General features: G+C 37.3%; 17 protein-coding genes and 1 tRNA gene. 15 read left to right on the top strand and 3 right to left on the bottom strand.

Features of this window, described 5'->3' with window-relative positions; translation table 11 throughout:
- The first annotated feature begins 127 nt into the window (after nucleotides 1-127).
- The 4 genes from U6A24_RS01690 to U6A24_RS01675 all read left to right on the top strand — a co-directional run bounded on the left by U6A24_RS01690 (nucleotide 128) and on the right by U6A24_RS01675 (nucleotide 5169).
- Nucleotides 128-200, top strand: a tRNA-Gln gene (locus U6A24_RS01690).
- A 569-nt stretch (nucleotides 201-769) separates the two neighbouring features.
- The gene (locus U6A24_RS01685; protein WP_324178201.1) at nucleotides 770-2638 is read left to right on the top strand and encodes a T9SS type B sorting domain-containing protein; all 1869 of its coding nucleotides are present in this window, start codon (nucleotides 770-772) and stop codon (nucleotides 2636-2638) included.
- Nucleotides 2639-3366: 728 nt separating this feature from the next.
- Complete coding sequence (locus U6A24_RS01680) at nucleotides 3367-4959, top strand: leucine-rich repeat protein (RefSeq protein ID WP_324178200.1); 1593 nt, start codon at nucleotides 3367-3369, stop codon at nucleotides 4957-4959.
- A 51-nt stretch (nucleotides 4960-5010) separates the two neighbouring features.
- Nucleotides 5011-5169: a hypothetical protein gene (locus U6A24_RS01675; RefSeq protein ID WP_324178199.1), complete on the top strand. Its 159-nt coding sequence runs from the start codon at nucleotides 5011-5013 to the stop codon at nucleotides 5167-5169.
- 111 nt (nucleotides 5170-5280) lie between these two features.
- Here the strand turns inward: U6A24_RS01675 and U6A24_RS01670 are convergent, their stop codons facing one another.
- Together U6A24_RS01670 and U6A24_RS01665 are read right to left on the bottom strand one after the other, a co-directional pair.
- Complete coding sequence (locus U6A24_RS01670; protein WP_324178198.1) at nucleotides 5281-5535, bottom strand: hypothetical protein; 255 nt, start codon at nucleotides 5533-5535, stop codon at nucleotides 5281-5283.
- Between the two features lie 189 nt (nucleotides 5536-5724).
- A complete protein-coding gene (locus U6A24_RS01665; protein ID WP_324178197.1) occupies nucleotides 5725-6558 on the bottom strand; it encodes a universal stress protein in 834 nt (277 codons plus the stop codon).
- Between the two features lie 248 nt (nucleotides 6559-6806).
- On the opposite strand from U6A24_RS01665, the gene rimP reads away from it, so the two are divergent.
- The 3 genes from rimP to infB are packed head-to-tail and all read left to right on the top strand — an operon-like array spanning nucleotide 6807 to nucleotide 11341.
- Nucleotides 6807-7271: a ribosome assembly cofactor RimP gene (gene rimP, locus U6A24_RS01660; RefSeq protein ID WP_324178196.1), complete on the top strand. Its 465-nt coding sequence runs from the start codon at nucleotides 6807-6809 to the stop codon at nucleotides 7269-7271.
- 12 nt (nucleotides 7272-7283) lie between these two features.
- On the top strand, nucleotides 7284-8516 hold the full coding sequence (nusA, locus tag U6A24_RS01655; RefSeq protein ID WP_324178195.1) for a transcription termination factor NusA: 1233 nt from the start codon (nucleotides 7284-7286) through the stop codon (nucleotides 8514-8516).
- A gap of 44 nt (nucleotides 8517-8560) precedes the next feature.
- A complete protein-coding gene (gene infB, locus U6A24_RS01650; protein ID WP_324178194.1) occupies nucleotides 8561-11341 on the top strand; it encodes a translation initiation factor IF-2 in 2781 nt (926 codons plus the stop codon).
- An 80-nt stretch (nucleotides 11342-11421) separates the two neighbouring features.
- On the opposite strand, the gene U6A24_RS01645 is transcribed toward infB, so the two are convergent.
- Nucleotides 11422-11880: an SPOR domain-containing protein gene (locus U6A24_RS01645; protein ID WP_324178193.1), complete on the bottom strand. Its 459-nt coding sequence runs from the start codon at nucleotides 11878-11880 to the stop codon at nucleotides 11422-11424.
- Between the two features lie 224 nt (nucleotides 11881-12104).
- Between U6A24_RS01645 and U6A24_RS01640 the strand changes: the two genes are divergently transcribed.
- From U6A24_RS01640 to U6A24_RS01605, 8 genes are read left to right on the top strand one after another with little or no spacing between them, the layout of a single operon-like run.
- Nucleotides 12105-13424: a c-type cytochrome gene (locus U6A24_RS01640; RefSeq protein ID WP_324178192.1), complete on the top strand. Its 1320-nt coding sequence runs from the start codon at nucleotides 12105-12107 to the stop codon at nucleotides 13422-13424.
- Nucleotides 13425-13476: 52 nt separating this feature from the next.
- Nucleotides 13477-16611: a TAT-variant-translocated molybdopterin oxidoreductase gene (locus tag U6A24_RS01635; protein WP_324178191.1), complete on the top strand. Its 3135-nt coding sequence runs from the start codon at nucleotides 13477-13479 to the stop codon at nucleotides 16609-16611.
- Nucleotides 16612-16646: 35 nt separating this feature from the next.
- Complete coding sequence (nrfD, locus tag U6A24_RS01630; protein WP_324178442.1) at nucleotides 16647-18377, top strand: NrfD/PsrC family molybdoenzyme membrane anchor subunit; 1731 nt, start codon at nucleotides 16647-16649, stop codon at nucleotides 18375-18377.
- A gap of 3 nt (nucleotides 18378-18380) precedes the next feature.
- Nucleotides 18381-18920 (top strand): DUF3341 domain-containing protein, encoded by a 540-nt coding sequence (locus U6A24_RS01625; RefSeq protein ID WP_324178190.1) that lies wholly within the window; start codon nucleotides 18381-18383, stop codon nucleotides 18918-18920.
- 5 nt (nucleotides 18921-18925) lie between these two features.
- Complete coding sequence (locus U6A24_RS01620) at nucleotides 18926-19573, top strand: c-type cytochrome (RefSeq protein ID WP_324178189.1); 648 nt, start codon at nucleotides 18926-18928, stop codon at nucleotides 19571-19573.
- A 41-nt stretch (nucleotides 19574-19614) separates the two neighbouring features.
- On the top strand, nucleotides 19615-20940 hold the full coding sequence (locus U6A24_RS01615; RefSeq protein WP_324178188.1) for a quinol:cytochrome C oxidoreductase: 1326 nt from the start codon (nucleotides 19615-19617) through the stop codon (nucleotides 20938-20940).
- A gap of 33 nt (nucleotides 20941-20973) precedes the next feature.
- Nucleotides 20974-22050, top strand: coding sequence for a cytochrome c oxidase subunit II (locus U6A24_RS01610; RefSeq protein WP_324178187.1), 1077 nt, complete (start codon nucleotides 20974-20976; stop codon nucleotides 22048-22050).
- Nucleotides 22051-22096: 46 nt separating this feature from the next.
- Complete coding sequence (locus U6A24_RS01605; RefSeq protein ID WP_324178186.1) at nucleotides 22097-23917, top strand: cytochrome c oxidase subunit I; 1821 nt, start codon at nucleotides 22097-22099, stop codon at nucleotides 23915-23917.
- Nucleotides 23918-23987 lie beyond the last annotated feature (70 nt).

The raw sequence follows: 23987 nt of genomic DNA, 5'->3' as shown, positions 1-23987 counted from the left end.
GAAGTTTATATTTTGGATCGCAATAATGAATGTTTTTTGGTATAAATTAGTCTTTAGAAAGATATTTTTTAAAAAAATATTTGCAGAGCAAAAAGAAAGTTTTAAATTTGCACCCGCAATGACGCATTGGTCTATGGTGTAACTGGCAACACGTCTGGTTTTGGTCCAGAAGAGTCTAGGTTCGAGCCCTAGTAGACCAACATAAAAGGAACAACTAATTTTAGGTTGTTCCTTTTTTTTATTTTTTGAAAATAAATGTTTTTTACGGGCGAGAAGTGTATCCTAGAGCCCTAGTAGGCCAACATAGCAAAGCCCTGAGTATGCAATCACTCAGGGCTTTTGTTTTTTTAGTGGTATAACATTCATTTACTTTTTCTGATGTTTTTCAATATCATCAATATATGAATTATTAATGATCTAAGCGGTTAATGAGTTGTCTTATTGATTGTTGTATTGGGATTGGTAATCGACAAACATTACTTCTATTCTTTAGCCATTCTTTTTCATTAACAGATGATTTATTCAAAATGTGGTTTCGGAAAAAACTAAAAGTCAAAACACCAAATTTTTAGGTGACCGCTCAAAAATTGGAAAATATTCAGATTCCACAATCCCTTTTTACTTTTTTTTTGTCCCAGTTTTAATGGGTCTCAGCACTTTTTATAGGATAGTTTGTGCATAAGGAGTAATTTTTGATTAGAATAATTTTAAAGGAGTCATCTTAGTTTATATCAACATCTTACCATAAGAGGCAAATTTTCCCAAAAGAATGCGAATTTATTTACTTTTTTTTCTGGTTTTATTTGGTCTTTTTTTCCAAGAATCGAATGCGCAATTGGGTTTTTGCGGCGGTAATTATGGCGATGCCATTTTTACAGAAGATTTTGGCACTGGTGTTCCAAATGGACCTGCTTTGCCTGCAGGCACCACAACCTATACTTACGTAAATGGCCCACCTGATGATGGTGAATATACCCTATCCAGTACAACGAATTATTTCGATTGGCATGATGTAAATGATCGCACTCCAGGAGATACCAACGGAAAATCTTTTATAGTGAATGCCAGTTTTACTGTTGGAGAGTTTTTTAGGCAAACCATTACCGGGCTTTGTGAGAACACTTCATATGAGTTTTCCTCTTGGCTTATCAATTTACTTCCAGTGTCTAGTTGTAGTCGCAATGGGATCCCAGTAAATGTAGGGTTTGAAATTTGGGATAGCACCGATACCAGACTATTGGCCTCTGGAAATACAGGTGATATCCACGGTACAGCTTCTCCCGTTTGGGAACAATATGCCCTGGTATTCCAGACTTTGCCGGGTCAAACCTCGGTCATTTTAAAAATGTTGAACAACGGCGGAGGGGGATGCGGCAATGATCTGGCTATTGATGATATTATTTTTAGGGCCTGTGGAGATCGAATCATGCTTGCAGATACATTCAACAACACAAACATTCTAAGTGCGTGCGAAGAAAATGCACCTCTCTCAGTAGAGCTTACAGCAAACCCAGATTTTTCCGTTTACAGTACCCATGCTTATCAATGGCAAGAAAGTATGGATGGCGTTACCTGGATAGATATTGTTGGGGAGACCAACTCAACCTATATCTTTTCTCCTATCTTCGGTACTACTTCATACAGGGTTAAAGTTGCAGAGGACCCTATTAACCTTTCCAATCCGAAATGCAATGCGTTATCCGATGTTTTTGAAGTCATTATTGAAGGCAAGCCAAATGCCCCTACCTCAATGGGGGATGTTTCACTCTGTGCAGACAATCCGGGAGGAGTACTTGTATCTGTGTCAAAGGGCATTACTGCCAATTGGTATGATGCCCCAGTAGGAGGGAACCTATTGCAAGCTGAAAGTCCCTTTTATGAAACCAAAATCAGTGGAACTTATTATGCGGAGGCCGTCACAAAAATTCCGGGCTGTTTTTCAGATACAAGAACCGCTGTATCGATTACTTATTTTGATTTACCTGTCGTGGAGGACGAAAGTTTGACTTTCTGCGAGGGACAATCAATTTCGTTATCAGCAGGCATTACCAATGCTTCCTATTTGTGGGACACCGGAGAAACGACCAAGGAAATAGTGGTAGCTTCTCCCGGCACCTATACTGTTGTTGTCACTAATGGAAATGGTTGTTCTGGCACCAAAACGATTCAACTTTCACAAATTGACAATCCGGTTATAGACAGGGTAGTGTCAGACCACCGGGATTTGACCATTTTAACGCTCAATTCTGGAGATTTTGAATATTCTCTCAATGGTCTTATTTATCAGGAAACACCCTTCTTTGAAAACTTACGGGGTGGGGCATATAACGCTTTTGTAAGGAGTAGAAGTGGTTGTGATGAGGTACAATTGCGGTTTATCCATCTTGTAATTCCACGTTTTTTCACTCCAAATGGAGATGGCATCAATGATGGTTTCAGTCTCGAAGGAGCGGAGTTTGTCGATTTTTTCAAAATCAGTATTTTTGATCGCGCTTCAAGATTATTGTTCCAATCCACTGCCAAAAACTTTTCTTGGGACGGTATGTTCAACAACCGCCTACTGCCTTCTTCAAGTTATTGGTATCGTATAGAAATTGAACAAAATGTTGTTAAGGGTTACTTTACCTTAATACGATGATTAGGCGTTTTTGGGCAACAATAAGGACAGGTCTCTAATTGTTGTAATACAATCTAATACATACTTTTTTTTCGTACTGATTTTTTCGCTATGACTCTATACATTGAACGTTATCAAGGCCACTGGCTGATTTCATCCTATTTTTGGTGATACTAAATATCGCTTTGGTGCTTTTCCTGTTCTTTTGATTTCCAGGATGCTTCTTTGATCAGTATAATATCTCAACTGCTTTTTTCCTTCCATTGCCTGTCTATTCTGTTTTTGTGACAGCTAAATACAGTTCGTTCCCTTGGTTTCCAATGCCTTGAGACGTGCATAACAGGCATTATTAGAAGGACTTTGCCTCAGAAAAAAACGACGGGGATGACTACTGCAAATCCCCGCCGCTACTATTAACCAAAACCGTGAATAAAAAAAACTTTGTCCCTTGTAAACCAATGGGTGATTTAACCCCACGTTAATCAATCCATTGCGCATAGTCTTTTTGATAAACGTTTGTTGACAACAAATATGGGTCTTTAATACGAGATCGAACGATAAAATGTGTTCATACCGTTTAAAACCGGGACGAACAAGGGGTAAAAGGGGATTACAGGGTTTCTATTGTCCCAAAAGCACCTTGTAACATCCCATTTTTAAAGGGGTTTAGCACTAATTGTTTGATATTTCCTCTGTATATCTATTCTTTGATCTCGGGTAAACATAAAAATCATAAAAAATAGAACCTTATGAAAAAACAACTACAGTTGATATTACCTATCATCTTTATGATGTCAGTGAACCTTGCCGGCTATGGGCAACAATTAGGTGATGAATTTACCTCTGACGATATCGCATACAAAGTAATTTCGCACCACCCAGGCAGAGTAATAATTGTAGATTATAGAGGGACAGCTACCAACGTAAACATCCCGGAAAACGCAACCTCTCCTCAGGCAAGTAACTTTGAAGTTACAGGTATTGAGGAAAATGCTTTTAAAAACAACACCTTAACCAGTGTGGTCATTCCCAACAGCGTTACCAGTATTGAGGGTTATGCTTTTTTCAACAACCCAAACCTTGCCATAGTGGTGTCACAGGGCACAGTTCCTCCTTCAATTCAGACAAATACCTTTACAAACGCAAACCGTAATCAAATAGACCTGATAGTACCTGTAGGTAAGAAAGATGATTATCTAGTTGCAGGGTGGACGGGCTTTAAATCCATCTCAAGTGCAGTACTAGGAGATACCTTTACCGATGGTGACATCACATGCCAAATAAGATCATTGCTGCCCTATACAGTAATGGCCATAGACTATACAGGTACGGACGTTGATGTTAATATTCCCAAAAGGGTTAAAGGGTTTTACACGGTGACCACTATTGGCGATGAAGCTTTTAGGGATAACCAATTAACTAGCGTGACCATACCGAACAGTGTAACCAGTATTGGGGATAGTGCTTTTAAGGGCAACAACTTGACCAGTGCGATTATACCGAACAGTGTAACCAGTATTGGGGATAGTGCTTTTGAAGAAAACGCCTTGACTAGTGTAACCATACCAAACAGTGTGATCAATATCGGGATTTATGCTTTTGCTCTTAATTACCTGACCAGTGTGACCATACCGACCAGTGTGACCACTATTGGGAGAGGTGCCTTTCATGAAAACCGATTGACCAGCGTGACCCTACCGACCAGTGTGACCAGTATTGGGTATGGTGCCTTTGCGTATAACTCTTTGGTCAGTGTAACCCTACCGACCAGTGTGATCAGTATTAGGGGCGCTACTTTTAATGGCAACCAATTGACCAGTGTGACCCTACCGAAAAGTGTGACCAGTATTGGGAGAGAGGCTTTTGGGGATAACCCAGATCTTGTAGCAGTGGAGGTAAAGGGTGCCATTACACCGTTGCTTAATGAAGATGCTTTTCTTAATGCAGATCGTAACCAAATAGACTTAATAGTGCCTGCAGGTAAGAAAGGTGCATATCTAGCTGCCGGGTGGACAGGCTTTAAATCGATTACAGAGGGTGGGGTTGCGGGACAAAGCACCAGTGCTAAGGTAGTGGTGGCATCCACTTTAAAAAGTAAAGAAACACCGGTCTATATAAATGATGTTACGGTGTATCCCAACCCCGTACAAGATTATATCAATATAGAATTGAGTGATGGAGAATCGTTACAGCAGGTGAACATATACAATGCCCAAGGTGTCCATGTGCATTCCGCACGCACCTTACAAATAGATGTAAGCCATTTGCCTAGCGGTATATATGTACTGGAAATAACAACCATAACAGGGGGCAAAGTAGTTAAAAAAATAACCATAGAATAAAACCATGAAAAACAACTGCAATTAATATTAGCTATCATTTTTGTGGTGGCAATGGGTCTTACTAGCTATGGGCAACCGGTTACAAACCTGAAAGAATCTAATTTTAAAGTTGATCCTCTTATTGTTGGACCTGGAGTTTATGTATTTGTCGTTGCTGTGAATGATAATGGAAAAAAGGATCAAACTTTAACATCTGTTCTAATAGATTAAAAGATAAAAAAATAAGGGGAAGCAGTTCCCCTTAAGATTTAATCGTGATTTGTGGATGCAATAGTTTTATTGCTCGTTTAAATTTACCTCCTCCTAAATTTGTTATTTGGTTTAACTTTCCTCGTCTCCTATACCTTCGCCTTGTGTGGTTACCGATCCAGTGCTCGCATTGCCATATACTGGACTTTCATTTCTTAGAATGTCGATTACACGGGCAAAATTTTCTGAAGTCATGTATGGAGTTTCTTCTCGTTTTCCTTGAAACGTAGTGAAATAAAATTTTCCTAGATCTATCTTTGGATCCCATATTGCTTGATAGCTCTTTAATTTTGTCCATCCAGCAGTTCCTTGCGCATAATGTGGCATAATTCTAAATTTAAGTTGTTAAGTGATAAAATTATGGGGTTGGGAGTAAATTGAAAAGAGCTAAAAGCCTTATTTTGTAGGGTTTTTTGCCTGAATATGCAGCTCTTGTCTGGCATTTTGTTTTTTTTGCATAAAAAAAGAGCAATAACTAATATTACTCTTTTTTATGTATTCAACTAAAACTTTGTTTTAGATTTTAAAAGTAAGTACAGGTCGCTTGGCATGATTCACTACATCTTCGCCAAGACTACCGTTAATAAAATGTGATATTCCTTTTCTGCCATGTGTACTAATTCCTATCATACCTGCTTTAATAGAATCTGCAAAATTTAGAATTCCTTTTTCAACCGTAATATCATTATATATGTTCAGGGTATAATTATCAATAGCCAGGTCGGCTATCATGTTGTTCATTTTTGTTTCGGTCTCATAAGTAGTTTTAAAACCATTGGCGGTGTTGATCCAAACCAAATGAAGTTTTGCACTTATAGATTTGGCAAAATTGTTTGCTGCCAATAAAGAGGGCTTATCTTCATCATCAAAATTTGTAGCATAAACAAAGTCTTGAACATTATAAATATCGCAGTCTTCTTTAATCACCAAAACGGGTTTCTTTGACGTACGAACAATTTTTTCGGCATTTGATCCAATAAACAACTCTTCAAAACCTGTTGAGCCATGGGATCCCATAATAATAATGTCTACATCATTTTTTGTGCTAGAGTCTATAATCCCATGCATTACATCTTCAAAACTTACGGTTTCGACAACTTCTATGCCTTTTAGGTAGTCTTGATCCATAACTTCTTCGAATTTTTTATGTGTTTGTTTCATAAAAAAAACAGCTTCGGGTGCAGGTGCGGGCGCTCCCGATGCCATAAGATCGGTAAGGTGTATTGGGAGCTCCAAAATATGAAGCAAATAAATTGTGGCATTATTTTTTTTTGCGATTTGTGCGGCTACTTTAAGTGCGCTTTCGGCTTGCTGAGAAAAATCGGTAGGCACAAGTATACTTTTAATCATAATATTGCTTTTTTGAAATAAGTTAGTTAATCATTGGTTTTTAGAGCAATTATCAAATAGGAACGAATTAGAATTGATATGTAATTCTTTTAAAATTAGAAAACTACCCCAGATTTGCATATCTTAAATTTACGAAATAAATTCATTCTTTATCATGTTTTGAATCTAAGATATTATTACTATCTTTGCACCGTTGAAATTAAAAAACCAGATTGAGGGGACGAAAAGTCCCCTCTTTTTATCTATTTATGTCATTGAAAGATAAAGCTCAAAAATTATTAGAAGAAGCACTTGTAGAGCATCCTTCGTTGTTTTTAATCGATTTTAAAATCAGTCCAGATAATAATATTGAGGTTATTATTGATGGGGATAATGGGGTAAAGGTTGAAGATTGTATTGCAATAAGTAGAGGGATCGAGCATAATTTGGATAGAGAAGAAGAAGATTTTTCGCTTCAGGTGATGTCGGCAGGAGTTTCAGAAGGCTTAAAGCATATTCGTCAATACAAAAAAAATACGGGTAGAAAATTAAAAGTAAAAACCGCAGAAGAAACCGTGGAGGGGCAATTAATTTCAACTACAGATAAAGACATTACTTTAACCTGGAAAATAAGAGAGCCTAAACCCGTAGGAAAAGGTAAAGTTACTGTTACAAAAGAAGCTGTAATAGCTTATGAAAATATTGTTGAAGCAAAAGTTATGATAACATTTTAATTACACATTGATATGGAAAATATCGCATTAATAGAATCATTTTCAGAATTCAAGGATGATAAATTTATAGATCGTGTGACACTAATGTCGATCTTGGAAGATGTATTTAGAAATGCTCTAAAAAAGAAATTTGGTAGTGATGATAATTTCGATATCATTATAAATCCCGATAAAGGAGATTTAGAGATTTGGAGAAACCGTGTTGTTGTAGCAGATGGAGAGGTTGAAGATAGTAATCAAGAAATATCACTTACTGAAGCACAAAAAATAGAACCTGATTTTGAGGTAGGGGAAGATGTTTCAGAAGAAGTAAAGTTGATTGATTTGGGAAGACGTTCGATTTTGGCACTACGTCAAAATCTGATTTCTAAAATCCATGAACATGACAATACGAATATATATAAGCAGTTTAAAGAGTTAGAAGGAGAAATCTACACTGCAGAGGTGCATCATATACGTCATCGAGCTATTATTATGCTTGATGATGAAGGGAATGAAATTATTTTACCAAAAGACAGGCAGATACCTTCAGATTTTTTCCGTAAAGGTGAAAATGTAAGAGGAGTAATCGAGTCGGTAGAGCTTAAAGGTAACAAACCTTCGATTATTATGTCTAGAACATCACCGTTGTTCCTGGAAAAATTATTCGAATCTGAAATCCCTGAAGTTTTTGACGGACTAATTACTGTAAAGAAAGTAGTAAGGATTCCTGGAGAAAAAGCCAAAGTTGCTGTGGACTCATATGATGATAGAATTGATCCAGTAGGAGCTTGTGTTGGGATGAAAGGTTCTCGTATACATGGTATCGTGAGAGAGTTAGGTAATGAAAATATCGATGTTATTAATTATACTAATAACGTACAATTATATATCACCAGAGCACTTAGTCCGGCAAAAGTAACTTCGATCAAAATTGATGAAGATAATGGAAGAGCCGAAGTAATGTTAAGACCTGAAGAGGTTTCAAAAGCGATTGGTAGAGGAGGACATAATATAAGATTAGCTGGTCAGTTGACTGGTTTTGAGATCGATGTGTTTAGAGAAGGTGTAGAAGAAGATGTAGAGCTTACAGAGTTTACTGATGAGATTGATTCTTGGATTATAGAAGAATTTGCCAAAATTGGATTGGATACTGCCAAGAGTATTTTAGAGCAGGATTTATCAGATTTGGTGAAACGAACAGACCTTGAAGAAGAAACAGTAAGTGAAGTAATCAAAATATTAAAATCAGAATTTGAGGATTAATAAACTCAATTAATTTATATTTGAGCATAAAATAAGAGGCATTTATGGCTGAAGCAAAAACAATGAGATTAAATAAGGTACTTCGTGAGTTCAATATCTCGCTAGATCGGGCTGTTGACTTTTTGAGTTCAAAAGGTCATGATATTGATGCGCGTCCTACCACAAAAATTTCGGAAGAAATTTATCAGCTCTTGTGTGATGAATTTCAGACTGATAAAAGTAAAAAGGTAGCTTCAAAAGAAGTTGGAGAAGAGAAGAGGAAAGAGAAAGAAGCTTTACGTGTGCAGATTGAGCATGAGCAGGAAGAAAAGCGTAAGCAAGCCGAAGCACGCGAAGTTGTAAAAGCCAAAGCTCAAATAACAGGTCCTAAACAAGTTGGTAAAATTGATTTAGGAAAGAAAAAGGAAGAAACAGTGTCGCAGCCCGAGCAAAAGATCGATACTGCTCCAAAAAAGGAAGAACCAAAAAAGAAAGAGCCCGAAGTAGTTTCTAATAGACCTGCAAAAAAGGGAATTAAAATTACAAAACCGGCACCTCCGAAAGAAGAGAAACAAAAACCTTCAAAACCAGAACAACCGGTTGTAAGTAAGGAGGATAAAAAAGCACCAGAAGCTGATTCGGTTGCAGAAACAGGAACAGTTAAAACACAATATAAAAAGTTGGATGGGCCTAACTTTACTGGTCAGAAAATTGACTTAACTCAGTTTAAAAAGCCTGCAAAGAAAAAAGAGGATAAAACCGATAAGAAAGCTGGTGCTGGATCAGATCCTAAAAAACGTCGCAGAAGAATAAGTAAAGAAAGTGGTGGTGCCCAAGGTGGAGGAAATGGAAGACCTGGTCAACATGGTGGAAATCGTGGACAAGGTGGAAGAGGTCGTGGTCCTGCTAAAGGAAAAAGACCGCCAATTGTAAAGGAGGAGCCAAGCGAAGAAGAAGTACAAAAACAGGTTAGAGAAACTCTGGAGAAATTACAGGGTAAATCTAACAAGTCAAAAGCGGCAAAATATCGTAGAGATAAAAGAGATCAACACCGTCAGAAAGCAGAAGATGACGTAGCACAGCAAGAACAGGAAAGTAAAGTACTTAAAGTAACCGAATTTGTTACAGTTTCTGAAGTAGCTACCATGATGAACGTTTCTACAACTGAAGTAATTTCTGCGTGTATGTCTCTTGGTATTATGGTGACCATGAATCAGCGTTTGGATGCTGAGACACTATCTATAGTCGCAGATGAATTCGGATTTGAAGTTAATTTTGTGACTGCAGATATCGAAGAGTCTATAGAAGAAGTTGTAGATGCTCCAGAAGATTTAGTGAACAGGGCCCCAATTGTAACTGTAATGGGTCACGTAGATCATGGTAAAACCTCTTTACTTGATTATATACGAGAAGAAAATGTAATCGCAGGCGAAAGCGGTGGGATTACTCAGCATATCGGTGCTTATGGAGTGCAGCTCGAAAATGGTCAGAAGATTGCATTCTTAGATACTCCTGGTCACGAAGCGTTTACCGCAATGCGTGCTCGTGGTGCTCAGGTTACAGATTTAGCAATTATTGTGATTGCAGCAGACGATGACGTGATGCCACAAACCAAAGAGGCGATAAGTCATGCCCAGGCTGCGGGAGTTCCTATCGTGTTTGCAATTAATAAAATTGACAGACCAGAGGCGAATCCTGATAAAATCAAAGAAAAATTGGCTTCTATGAACCTGTTGGTTGAAGATTGGGGGGGTAAAATACAATCTCATGATATTTCAGCAAAAACAGGATTAGGAGTGAAAGAATTACTTGAAAAAGTGCTTCTTGAAGCTGAAATTCTTGAGTTGAAAGCTAATCCGAATCGATTAGCCTCAGGTACCGTAGTTGAAGCTTTCTTGGATAAAGGCCGAGGATATGTTTCTACTATTTTGGTACAAACAGGAACGCTGCGCGTAGGAGACTATGTCCTTGCCGGGAAAAATAGCGGTAAGGTGAAGGCAATGCAGGATGAGCGTGGAAATAATGTTAAAGAAGCCGGGCCTTCTACTCCAGTTTCTATCTTAGGACTTGATGGAGCGCCGCAGGCCGGAGATAAATTTAATGTGCTTGAAGATGAGCGTGAGGCTAAAGATATTGCGGCAAAACGAGCGCAATTACATAGAGAGCAATCTGTACGTACGCAAAGACATATTACGCTCGATGAGATTGGAAGACGTATCGCGCTTGGAGATTTCAAAGAGTTGAATATTATTCTGAAAGGTGATGTGGATGGTTCTGTTGAAGCATTAACAGATTCGTTCCAAAAATTATCGACAGAAGAGATTCATGTAAATATTATACACAAAGCAGTTGGTGCGATTACTGAAAGTGATGTGTTGTTGGCCTCTGCTTCAGATGCAATTATTATTGGATTTAATGTAAGACCTGCAGGGAATGCAAGACAAGTTGCCGATAAAGAAGAAATCGACATCAGGACATACTCTATCATTTATGATGCTATAAATGATCTTAAAGATGCAATGGAAGGAATGCTTTCTCCTGTGATGAAAGAAGAAATTACAGGTACTGCCGAAATTAGAGAAACGTTCAAGATTTCTAAGATAGGTACCATCGCCGGATGTATGGTTCAAAGTGGTAAGATTTTCAGAAATTCTGGAATTCGATTGATAAGAGAAGGAGTCGTTGTTTATACAGGTGAGCTGGCTTCATTAAAACGTTTTAAAGACGATGTTAAAGAAGTGAGTAAAGGATATGATTGTGGTATGCAAATCAAAAACTACAATGATATTAGAGTAGACGATGTGATTGAAGCTTATCAAGAAGTTGCAGTGAAGAAAAAACTATAATTCAATTAGTTTTTAATACTATAGAAAAAACCTCTATGATCACATAGAGGTTTTTTGTTTTTATATGTGCAATAGAAAATTTACTCCGGTTTAAAAATGAAAGCATTTGGAAATTTTTCATGAACTTCTTTAAGAGCTCTATCTGCATCTAGCCTTGTTCTGTAATTGCCTAACCAAACTTTAAAGTTAGGTGTTTCCCATTTGATAGAAGAGTCCCATTGTGGGAATTCCTGTTTTGAGGTTTCCATGATTTCGTTTGCCTTATTTAAATTTCCATAATACAATTGAATTTTATAACGATCACTAAAATCTCCTTCTTTCTCCATTTTTGCTTTTAAATTAAGCAATATTTTAATTCTTGGATCCTCATTTATGGTTACAATGGCTTCAGGTTGTGGGTTGTAGGTTATAGGAACAAAATTGTTTGAATTTGGCTCATTAATTGGAGAATTTGAATTGTCCTGAGCAATTAATGATAAAGTTCCTAATAGATAAAAACTTAATAAGAAAATATTGGATTTTATGTTTAACATTCTCATTACAAATTAATTTGATGCAAAGGTAAAGTTTAATAACTCATAATTGCTAAAAATTATTATTTAGAATTATTATAAATTAGCAGTTAACGGTTCTCTAACATTTCTAAAATCGACTTATTATAGTACTTTTGTCGTCGAATTAAAAGTGCCGGTTTTTTTATAGCTTTTTATGAGGTTAGTGAAAAAACCGTACCAAAATTAAGACGATAATTCTACTTAATAATATGAAACAGGTGAAATACCGAAATTCAGCCTCCAAAATCCTAATCCTAGGAACTGTTTTTTTATTTACTTTTCTTAATCCTGTTTTTGGACAGGAAGAAGCAACTGCCGATGCAGCTGCTACAGAAGCTTCATCTGGAGGAGATGTGGCCAAAGGAGAAGAGTTGTTTAAATCTCTATGTGCGGCATGTCATAAACGTTATAAAAAGATGACAGGTCCTGCTCTTTTTGGGGTAGCTGATAAATATGAGAGAGAATGGTTGTACTCTTGGATTAAAAACAGTGCAGCTATGATCGCTGCGGGAGACGCTCAAGCCGTTGCCATTTATGAAGAGTATAACAAAACAGCAATGAATGCTTTTCCTCAGTTGTCAAATACTGATATCGATAACATTCTTGCTTATGTAATGGTTCCTAAAGCTGAGCCTGTTGCTGTTGCTGCCGGCGCAGCTACTGATACAGCAAGCGGAAGCGGTTCTGGAGTTTCAATTAATGTTGTTCTTGCAATACTGGCATTAGTGTTTTTGATGCTTATGGTAGTGCTGTTTTTGGTTAACAAAACACTTCGAAGTTTTGCCGAAGCAAATAATGTAGCGTTGCCAGAAGCTGAAGCCAGAACTCCGATCTGGAAAGCATTTATTCAAAATCAATTTTTAGTATTGGTAACTGCAATTTTCTTGTTGCTGGCTAGTGGGTATTTCGTGTACGGATATTTCATGCAGGTTGGTGTTGATCAGGGTTATGCTCCAATACAGCCAATTCATTATTCTCATAAAATACATGCAGGTGATAACCAAATAGAATGTAAATACTGTCACTCTTCTGCCAGGGTTTCTAAACACTCTGGTATTCCTTCTTTAAATGTATGTATGAATTGTCATAAGTCTATTAGTGAGGTTGCTGAAACAACAGCTACTGAAGATTACTCAAAAGAGTTTTATGATGGCGAGATCCAAAAGCTTTACAAAGCGGTTGGTTGGGACACAGATTCACAGTCCTATACTGGAAAAACAGAGCCAGTAAAATGGGTTCGTATTCACAATTTACCTGATTTTGCATACTTTAATCACTCGCAGCATGTAAGTGTAGCAGGTGTTGAATGCCAGACATGTCATGGTCCTGTAGAAGAAATGGAAATTATGTATCAGCACGCTCCGTTAACAATGGGATGGTGTATTAACTGTCACAGAGAAACTAATGTGAAAGTTGCAGATAATAAATATTATGAGAAGATTCATAAAGAACTTTCTAAAAAATATGGTGTAGACCAATTAACAGCAGCTCAAATGGGTGGTCTGGAATGTGGTAAATGTCATTATTAATAAAATTTTATCCGAAATTCGGAAAATAGTAAGAAGCTAATATCAATTATATATGTCATCAAACAAGAAATACTGGAAAAGTGTTGAAGAGCTAAACGAAAACAGCTCTATTGTTGAGACGCTACAGCAAAACGAGTTTGTTCAGGAAATTCCAACAGACGAGTTTTTAGGAGATAAGTCATCTTTAGAGAGTTCTTCAACCTCTAGACGTGATTTTCTTAAATATGTAGGTTTTAGTACTGCTGCTGCTACGTTGGCGGCTTGTGAAGGTCCTGTTAAGAAATCAATTCCTTACGTAGTGCAACCCGAAAGAATCGTTCCTGGAGTTGCCAACTATTATGCAACCACAATTGCAGATGGGTTTGATTTTGCTAGTGTTTTAATAAAAACGAGAGAAGGTCGACCAATCAAGGTAGAAAACAATGATTTGGCCACATCAAATGGTGATGCCAATGCCAGAGTACATGCTTCGGTATTATCATTGTACGATAGCTCACGCCTTCAAGGTCCTAAAAAAGCTGGTGAAGATATTAGTTGGGCAGATTTAGATAAAGAAGTAGGAGCCAAGCTTAAATCTCTGGGAGGAAAGCAATTGGTACTACTTACTCAAACATATGCAAGTCCATCTACCTCTAAATTAATAGCAGAGTTTAAAGCAAAATATCAAAATGTAACTCATGTTGTTTATGATGCAGTTTCTCAAAGTGAAGCTTTGGATGCGTATCAAAGTATGTATGGGGAGCGAGCTTTAGCCGATTACGATTTTTCTAAAGCAAATACTATTGTAAGTGTAGGTGCCGACTTTTTAGGAGATTGGCAAGGAGGAGGATATGATAGTGGGTATGCTCAAGGTCGTATTCCTAAAAATGGAAAAATGTCCAAACATATACAGTTTGAGTCAAATATGTCTCTTACTGGAGCGAATGCCGATACAAGAGTTGCAATTACGCCTTCACAACAAAAACAAGTGTTAGCCGCATTGTATGCTTATGTAACGGGTTCTGGCTCTAAGAGTTCTTTGGGAGCGAATTTGGATGCTGCAGTAGTTAAAGCTGCCAAGCAAATACAGAAAGCCGGAAGAAATGCGGTTGTGGTTTCTGGTATCCAGGATGTTGATGCACAACTTGTAGTGTTGGCAATTAATAAAGCTATAAAGAGTAAGGCTTTCAATGAAAGTACTCCACGTACTATTCGTAAGGGAGATGCAAAAGCTGTTAGTCAACTTGTGAAAGATATGAATGCGGGCCGCGTTGGCGGACTATTAATCGCTGGAGTAAATCCAGTGTACTCGCTTCCAAATGCAGACGAATTCAAGGCAGGTCTTGAAAAAGTAAATGCTTCTGGGGTTTCCGTTGCATTTAGTATGCATAATGATGAGACTGCCGAATTGTGTAGTTATGTGGCTACTACTCCGCACTATTTAGAATCTTGGGGAGATGTTGAGCTGAAAAAGGGAAGTTATAGCCTTATGCAGCCAACTATTAAGCCATTATTTGATACTAGACAGTTTCAAGAAACATTATTAACGTGGACTGGAAATACCGATAGTTATTATAATTATATAAAGAGTGCTTGGACTGGAATCCTTGGAGGGACTTCATGGAACAAAGCACTACAGGATGGGGTTTTAGTAAAACCTGCATTACCAAAACAAGAATTAGTAGAAGCACTTGATACTCCAGAAGGAGATGCTGCTAATCTTGAGACCGCACCAGTTGCAGCAATAGCAGGACCCGATGTTGGAGCTGCGGCTAGAAGATTATCGGTTGCAAAATCAAATGGGTTAGAACTTACCTTATACACCAAAACTTCATTAGGTGATGGCCAACAAGCTAATAACCCTTGGTTACAAGAGATGCCTGATCCTATTACAAGAGCATCTTGGGATAACTATTTAACGGTTTCTAGAGCCGATGCATCGGAATTAGGATTGACCAATGAAAATGTGGCCAATGGAGCTTTAAATGGTAGTTATGCCAAAGTAACTGTTGCTGGTAAAGAAGTAATTGTTCCTGTGATTATTCAACCAGGGCAAGCAAAAGGTTCTGTTGGATTAGCATTGGGCTATGGTAAATCTAAAGGGCTTAAGGAAGAAATGAGCGTTGGTGTAAATGCCTATGCTTTATATCAAAACCTTAATGCAGTACAAAATGTTTCTGTTTCTGCAGCAGAAGGTGTGCACGAGTTTGCGTGTGTGCAGTTGCATAATACATTAATGGGTCGTGGAGATATTGTAAAAGAAACGACTCTCGAAATATTCAATACAAAAGATAAGCACGAATGGAATGCTATTCCTGAAGTAAGTAAAAATCATATTGAATATGAGGTTACTTCTCCAGAAGTTGATCTATGGGATGAGTTTGATCGTTCTGTAGGGCATCATTTTAATCTTTCTATTGATTTAAATGCTTGTACAGGATGTGGTGCCTGTGTAATTGCTTGTCATGCAGAGAATAACGTTCCGGTTGTTGGTAAGTCTGAAGTGCGGAGATCTAGAGATATGCATTGGCTGCGTATCGATAGATACTATTCTTCACAGGATACTTTCGAAACAGATAATGTGAAGAAAGATAACATCGCAGGTCTTGGAAGTTCCTTGTCAGAGTTTGGAGAGATGGAAAGTCCATCAGACAATCCGCAAGTGGTGTTCCAGCCAGTAATGTGTCAGCACTGTAACCATGCTCCTTGTGAAACGGTATGCCCGGTAGCGGCTACATCGCATGGTAGACAAGGTCAAAACCATATGGCTTATAACCGTTGTGTGGGTACAAGATATTGTGCAAATAACTGTCCTTACAAAGTGCGTAGATTTAACTGGTTCTTGTATAACAACAATGACGAGTTCGATTACTACATGAATAATGATCTTGGGAGAATGGTAATTAATCCTGATGTAACTGTTCGTTCTCGAGGGGTTATGGAAAAATGCTCTATGTGTATTCAAATGACTCAAAAGACTATTTTGGATGCCAAAAGAGATGGTAGAGAGATCAAAGATGGTGAGTTTAAAACAGCTTGTTCTGCAGCTTGTTCATCTGGAGCAATGATATTTGGAGATATCAATGATAAGGATAGTAAAGTTGCTAAACTTAAAGAGGATAAGCGTATGTATCACTTACTTGAGCATGTTGGAACAAAACCTAACGTGATGTACCAAACTAAAGTAAGAAATACTACAGAAGCCTAATTAACTAAATAAAGAATCAATTCAATATATAAAGGATTATGTCTCATTACGAAGCACCTATAAGAAAACCTTTAGTAACCGGAGATAAAACGTATCATGATGTAACAGTCGATGTTGCGGCGCCGGTTGAAGGTAAAGCAAATAAATCTTGGTGGATTGTGTTTTCTATCGCACTCTTTGCTTTCCTTTGGGGAATAGGTTGTATTATATATACAGTTTCTACAGGTATAGGAACCTGGGGATTAAATAAAACGGTTGGATGGGCCTGGGATATCACTAACTTTGTTTGGTGGGTAGGTATCGGTCACGCAGGAACTCTTATTTCGGCAGTACTTTTGTTATTCCGTCAAAAATGGAGAATGGCAATTAACCGTTCTGCAGAGGCGATGACCATCTTCTCAGTTATTCAGGCAGGGTTATTCCCAATCATTCACATGGGTCGACCTTGGCTGGCCTATTGGGTATTACCTATTCCAAACCAATTTGGATCATTATGGGTAAACTTTAATTCTCCGCTGCTTTGGGATGTGTTTGCGATCTCAACGTATTTATCAGTTTCATTAGTTTTTTGGTGGACTGGTCTTTTGCCTGATTTTGCAATGATCAGAGATAGAGCTATTACACCGTTTAACAAAAAGATTTATAGTATTTTATCTTTCGGATGGAGTGGTAGAGCAAAAGATTGGCAGCGTTTCGAAGAGGTGTCTTTGGTACTTGCAGGTTTGGCAACTCCACTTGTACTTTCTGTACATACCATTGTATCCTTTGACTTTGCTACTTCTGTTATTCCAGGATGGCACACTACAATTTTCCCTCCGTACTTCGTTGCAGGGGCAATTTTCTCTGGATTTGCCATGGTAAATACGCTTCTTATTATCATGAGAAAAGTATCTAACTTAGAAAACTATATTACCATCCAGCATATAGAGTTAATGAATATTGTAATCATGATTACAGGTTCTATAGTTGGTGTGGCGTATATCACAGAGTTATTTATCGCATGGTATTCTGGAGTAGAGTATGAACAGTATGCATTCTTAAACAGAGCAACAGGACCTTACTGGTGGGCATACTGGGCAATGATGTCTTGTAATGTGTTCTCTCCGCAGTTTATGTGGTTCCCAAAGCTAAGAAGAAGTATCATGTTCTCTTTCATTATATCTATTGTAGTAAATATAGGAATGTGGTTTGAGCGATTTGTAATTATTGTGACTTCGCTTCACAGAGACTACTTACCGTCTTCTTGGACAATGTTCTCACCAACATTTGTAGATATAGGTATTTTCATAGGTACTATCGGATTCTTCTTTGTGTTATTCTTATTATATGCAAGAACGTTCCCGGTAATAGCACAAGCCGAAGTAAAGACAATTTTGAAATCTTCTGGAGAGAAGTATAAAAAGCTTAGAGAAGCAGGAAAAGATCATAGAGATGAACTTCCTAAAACTGAAGCGAAAGTAGTTGCCGAAGAAGCACCAGCCAAAGCTGAAAAAGTAGAAGCTAGTGAAGACGATATCAATGATCTTTTGGGTAATTTAGGAACATTTGATCCTGCAACTCAAACTGCAGATGATCTTAAGAAAGTAAATGGTATTGGACCAGTGATGGAAAAGAAACTGAATGAAATTGGGATATTTACTTTTGATCAGGTTAGTAAAATGACCGAACAAGAATACAACTTATTAGATAATATCACCGGATCGTTCCCAGGAAGAGCACAACGTGATGATTGGGCTGGTCAAGCCGAAAAACTTAAAAATAACTAGAGTATGGCATCAAAAGTTATACATGCATTATATACAGATGATGATGTCCTTATGGACGCAGTAAAAAAAGTTCGTGCAGAGCATTATCATATTGAAGAGGTATACACCCCTTTTCCAGTCCACGGGTTAGACAAAGCAATGGGCTTACCCCATACACGCTTAGCAATTACGGCATTTATGTATGGCTGTGTTGGGCTTACGGTTGCAATCACAATGATGAATTACATTATGATTGAAGATTGGCCACAAAACATTGGTGGAAAACCAAGTTTTAGCTACATCGAAAACATGCCTGCTTTTGTTCCTATTATGTTTGAGCTTACCGTGTTTTTTGCAGCTCACTTGATGGTGATTACTTTTTACATGAGAAGTAAATTATGGCCTTTCAAAAAAGCTGAAAATCCAGATGTAAGAACTACCGATGACCATTTTTTAATGGAAATTGATCCAGGTAATAACGATCTTAATAAGGTTACAAACTTATTAGGTGATACGGGAGCTGTAGAAATTAAAGTAATAGATAAGGAAGAAGATAACCATTAGTAATAATGAAGAATACTATAAAAATATTAGCATTAGCAGTAGTAATAATTAGTGTGGTTTCTTGTCAAAAAGATTCAAAACCTAATTATCAATATATGCCTAACATGTATGAACCATTAAGTTACGAAACGTATGGTGAGTATGCAGTTTTCCCGGGAGGACAAGAGGCAATGTTACCCGCAGAAGGGTCAATTCCAAGAGGATGGATGCCTTACGACATCGAAAATTCGAATGAAGGTTATAAACAAGCTAAGGATTCTTTGAAAAATCCTATTAAGTATACCAAAGAAAATGAAGAAACCGGAAAGGCTTTGTATGATATTTATTGTGCTGTTTGTCACGGTGCTAAAGGTGATGGTAAAGGTATCTTGGTAAAAAGAGAAAAAATTCTTGGTGTTCCTAGTTATGATGATGTAGGGAGAGCGATTACTGAAGGAAGTATTTATCACGTGATGTATTATGGAATAAACTCTATGGGATCTTATGCTTCTCAAACAAGTGAACATGAACGTTGGCAGATTGTTCAGTATGTAGAAAAGCTAAAAGCCGATCTTGAAGGGAAGGCCCCTAGAATTGATACAGAGGTTGCCGTTGTTGCACCAAAAACTGAAGAACATCACGAATCAACAGAAGAGCATAGTAACGCACACTAGTGCATAGTTAAAAAAGTTAAGAATAACGATATTATAAAGATATGTATACGCTATCAAATAGATTAAGATTATTTTCTATCATTCTTATGGTTGTAGGTTTTGTAGGTCTTATTATTGGATTTGCAGATAGACCTGAATCTGTAGAAGAGGTAAAAGAAATGATGGCAGCTCACGATGCTCATGGTGAGGGTCACGGTGAATCTCATGCCGCGGCAAACGATCATAGTCAAGGACATGAAGAAGACGCTCATGGAGGAGATGCACACTACGAGCATGTTTTACATCAATTACAAAATAAGCCTTGGGCTTCACTATATGTGGCAGCATTCTTCTTTTTTATGATTGCCCTTGGGGTATTGGCATTTTATGCCATACAATTTGCTTCGCAAGCTGGTTGGTCTCCTGTACTGTTTAGAGTGATGGAAGCTATCACTGCGTATTTGGTTCCAGGTGGGATTATTCTTTTTGTGATTCTTGCTTTGTCTGGTTTCCATGTAAATCATTTATTTGTATGGGCAGATCCCGAAGTAGTAGCGCATGATAAATTGATTCAAGGTAAATCAGGTTGGTTAAATGGAACCGGATTTATCATTAGAGCAGCGATCTTCTTAGGGGGATGGTTGCTTTATCGTCACTTTGCTATAAAGTATTCGAGAAAACAAGATGAAGAACCAGAAGGGAATAAGTGGTATAAAAAGAGTTTCAAGATCTCAGCTGGGTTCTTAGTATTCTTTATCTACACAGAATCTATGATGTCTTGGGATTGGATTATGAGTTTTGACCCACACTGGTTTAGTACATTATTCGGTTGGTATGTATTTGCGAGTTTATTCGTTTCAGGAATTACAACTATTGCATTGATGACAATCTACCTGAAATCAAAAGGATATTTAGACTTTGTAAATGACAGCCATATACATGATTTAGCTAAATTTATGTTTGGTATCAGTATCTTTTGGACATACCTTTGGTTCTCACAATTCATGTTAATATGGTATTCAAACATACCAGAAGAGGTTACGTATTTCATTACTCGTATAGAAGATTATAAATTACCTTTCTTTGGAATGTTAGTAATGAATTTCATATTCCCACTATTGGTATTAATGAATAGTGATTTCAAACGGGTTAATTGGTTTGTGGTCATGGCAGGAATTGTAATTCTTCTAGGACACTATATAGATGTATATAATATGGTAATGCCTGCAACGGTTGGCGAGTCTTGGTTTATCGGTATAAGCGAAATAAGCGCTGTATTGTTATTCTTAGGACTATTCTTGTTTGTTGTGTTTAGAGCACTTACTAAAGCTCCATTGCTGGCAAAAGGAAACCCATATTTAGAGGAAAGTAAACATTTCCATTATTAAAATTTGAATTGTATTAAAAGAAGATAGATAAAAATGACTGTATTCTTAACCATAGTAGTTATAGCACTTTTCGGGATCACATTGTGGCAGATGTCCAAGATTCTGAAATTGTCACAATTAAAAGATGCTGATAATTCTCAAGTAGCAAATGATAAAGATAATAATATGCAAGGTAAGCTTATGCTTGGTTTTGTGATATTCATTTACTTATTGACCATTTTTTGTTTTGTAAAATATAATAGCTTTTTCTTACCAGAATCAGCTTCAGAGCATGGTGTAGATTATGATCAATTGATGTTGATCTCTATGGTTTTAATCATGTTTGTACAGATTATTACACAAGGTTTGTTGCACTATTTTGCCTATAAATACAGAGGGAAGAAAGAAAACCAAGCTTTGTTCTTTGCCGATAATGATAAACTAGAGTTTATTTGGACAATTATTCCAGTTATAGTTTTAGCAGGATTAATTATATATGGATTGTTTACCTGGACAGATATCATGAATATTGATGAAGAAGAAGGAGATCCGTTAATTGTAGAGTTATATGCTTATCAATTTGACTGGAGAGCAAGATATTCTGGTGAAGATAATGTACTAGGAAAGGCAAATGTTCGCTTTATTGAGGGAATTAATACACTTGGTATTGATGCTTCTGATAACTACGGAAAAGATGATAAGATAACTACCGAGTTACATTTACCAGTTAACAGAAAAGTTATTTTTAAAATGAGATCGCAGGATATTCTGCACTCAGCATATATGCCTTTCTTTAGAGCACAGATGAATGTAGTACCTGGTATGATTACTGAATTTTCTTATACCCCTACTATTACTTCTGAAGAGATGCGAAATAGTGATTTTATGGTAGAAAAAGTTGCTACTATAAACAAAATTAGAAAAGAAAAGAGCAAAAAATTAGTTGCTGCAGGTGACGAAGCTTTAGAGCCTTATACATTTGAGTATTATCTTTTATGTAACAAGATTTGTGGAGCATCTCACTACAATATGCAAATGAAAATCGTTGTTGAGTCTGAAGAAGATTATGAAGCTTGGTTAAAAACTCAACAGACTTTTGGAGAGCAGTTATCCGCTCAAGCAAGTAACTAAGAAGAAAAAGAAAAGATTAATATTTTATTAAAAAAGAAATAGCGTTATGTCAGCAACACACGGAGATAACCACGATCACGGACACGACGATCACGGGCACCACCATAAAGAGACATTTATCACCAAATATATCTTTAGCCAGGATCATAAAATGATCTCAAAGCAGTATTTGGTTACTGGTTTGATCATGGGTATTATTGGTATTGCAATGTCAATTTTGTTTAGAATGCAATTGGCATGGCCAGATCATAAATTTACTATTTACGAAATTTTCTTGGGTAAATTTGGTGCAGATGGAATAATGGATCCAAGCATTTATCTGGCATTGGTGACGATACATGGTACAATCATGGTATTCTTTGTGCTTACTGCAGGTCTAAGTGGTACTTTTAGTAATTTACTTATTCCATTGCAAATAGGAGCACGTGATATGGCTTCGGGATTCTTAAATATGATATCATATTGGTTATTCTTTTTAAGTAGTGTGATTATGGTATTATCATTATTTGCTGAAGCTGGACCTGCATCTGCGGGATGGACTATTTACCCTCCGTTAAGTGCATTGCCACAGGCTATCGGTGGTTCTGGTACAGGTATGACACTTTGGTTGGTTTCTATGGCAATATTTATTGCTTCATCATTACTTGGTTCATTGAACTATGTGGTAACAGTAATCAATCTTAGAACTAAAGGGATGTCTATGACAAGAATGCCTTTAACGATTTGGGCTTTCTTTGTTACCGCTATCATTGGTATCGTATCGTTCCCTGTTTTATTATCGGCAGCACTGTTGTTGATTATGGATAGAAGTTTTGGTACTTCATTTTACTTAAGTGATATTTATATTCAAGGAGAGGTATTGCATAATCAAGGTGGTTCACCAGTACTTTTCGAGCATTTGTTCTGGTTCCTTGGGCACCCAGAGGTATACATTGTATTATTACCGGCATTAGGAATAACATCTGAAATTATTGCAACAAACGCACGTAAACCGATTTTTGGATATAGAGCGATGGTTGCGTCGATTTTAGCGATAGCATTCCTTTCAACTATAGTTTGGGGTCACCATATGTTTATTTCAGGTATGAACCCATTCTTAGGGTCTGTATTTACCTTTACAACGTTATTGATTGCAATTCCTTCTGCAGTAAAAGCATTTAATTATATAACAACACTATGGAAAGGTAACTTGCAACTTAACCCTGCAATGTTATTCTCTATTGGTCTTGTATCTACATTTATCACAGGTGGTCTTACGGGGATTATCCTTGGAGACAGCACTTTGGATATCAACGTTCACGATACCTATTTTGTGGTTGCACACTTTCACCTGGTAATGGGTATCTCTGCGCTTTATGGTTTATTTGCAGGGGTGTATCACTGGTTCCCAAAGATGTACGGAAGAATGATGAATAAAAACTTAGGGTACATTCATTTCTGGGTTACTGCAATTGGAGCGTATGGAGTTTTCTTCCCAATGCACTTTATAGGAATGGCAGGATTGCCACGTAGATATTATACGAATTCTAATTTCCCATACTTTGATGATTTGGCAGATACCAATGTTCTAATTACCGTATTTGCGATTATTACTGCGGCGGCACAGTTAGTGTTCTTGTATAACTTCATTCACTCTATGTTCTATGGTAAGAAAGCGGTTCAGAACCCATGGAAATCAAATACCTTAGAATGGACTACCCCTGTAGAGCATATGCACGGTAACTGGCCAGGAGCGATTCCTCATGTATACAGATGGCCTTATGATTATAGTAAGACCAAAGAAAACGGAGAGTATGTAATCGCCGGACAGGATTGGGTGTCTCAGATTACACCGCTACAAGACGGAGAAGAAGAATTACATCATTAATTGGATGTTTAAAAATATTGTAAAGCCTTTTCACAAAAATGAAAAGGCTTTTTCTTTTTACATTATATTT

The organism is Aquimarina gracilis, assembly GCF_035285365.1.
Taxonomy (GTDB): domain Bacteria; phylum Bacteroidota; class Bacteroidia; order Flavobacteriales; family Flavobacteriaceae; genus Aquimarina; species Aquimarina gracilis.
The sequence above is the reverse complement of the archived record's forward strand: the minus strand, read 5'-3'. Positions and strand labels throughout refer to the sequence as shown.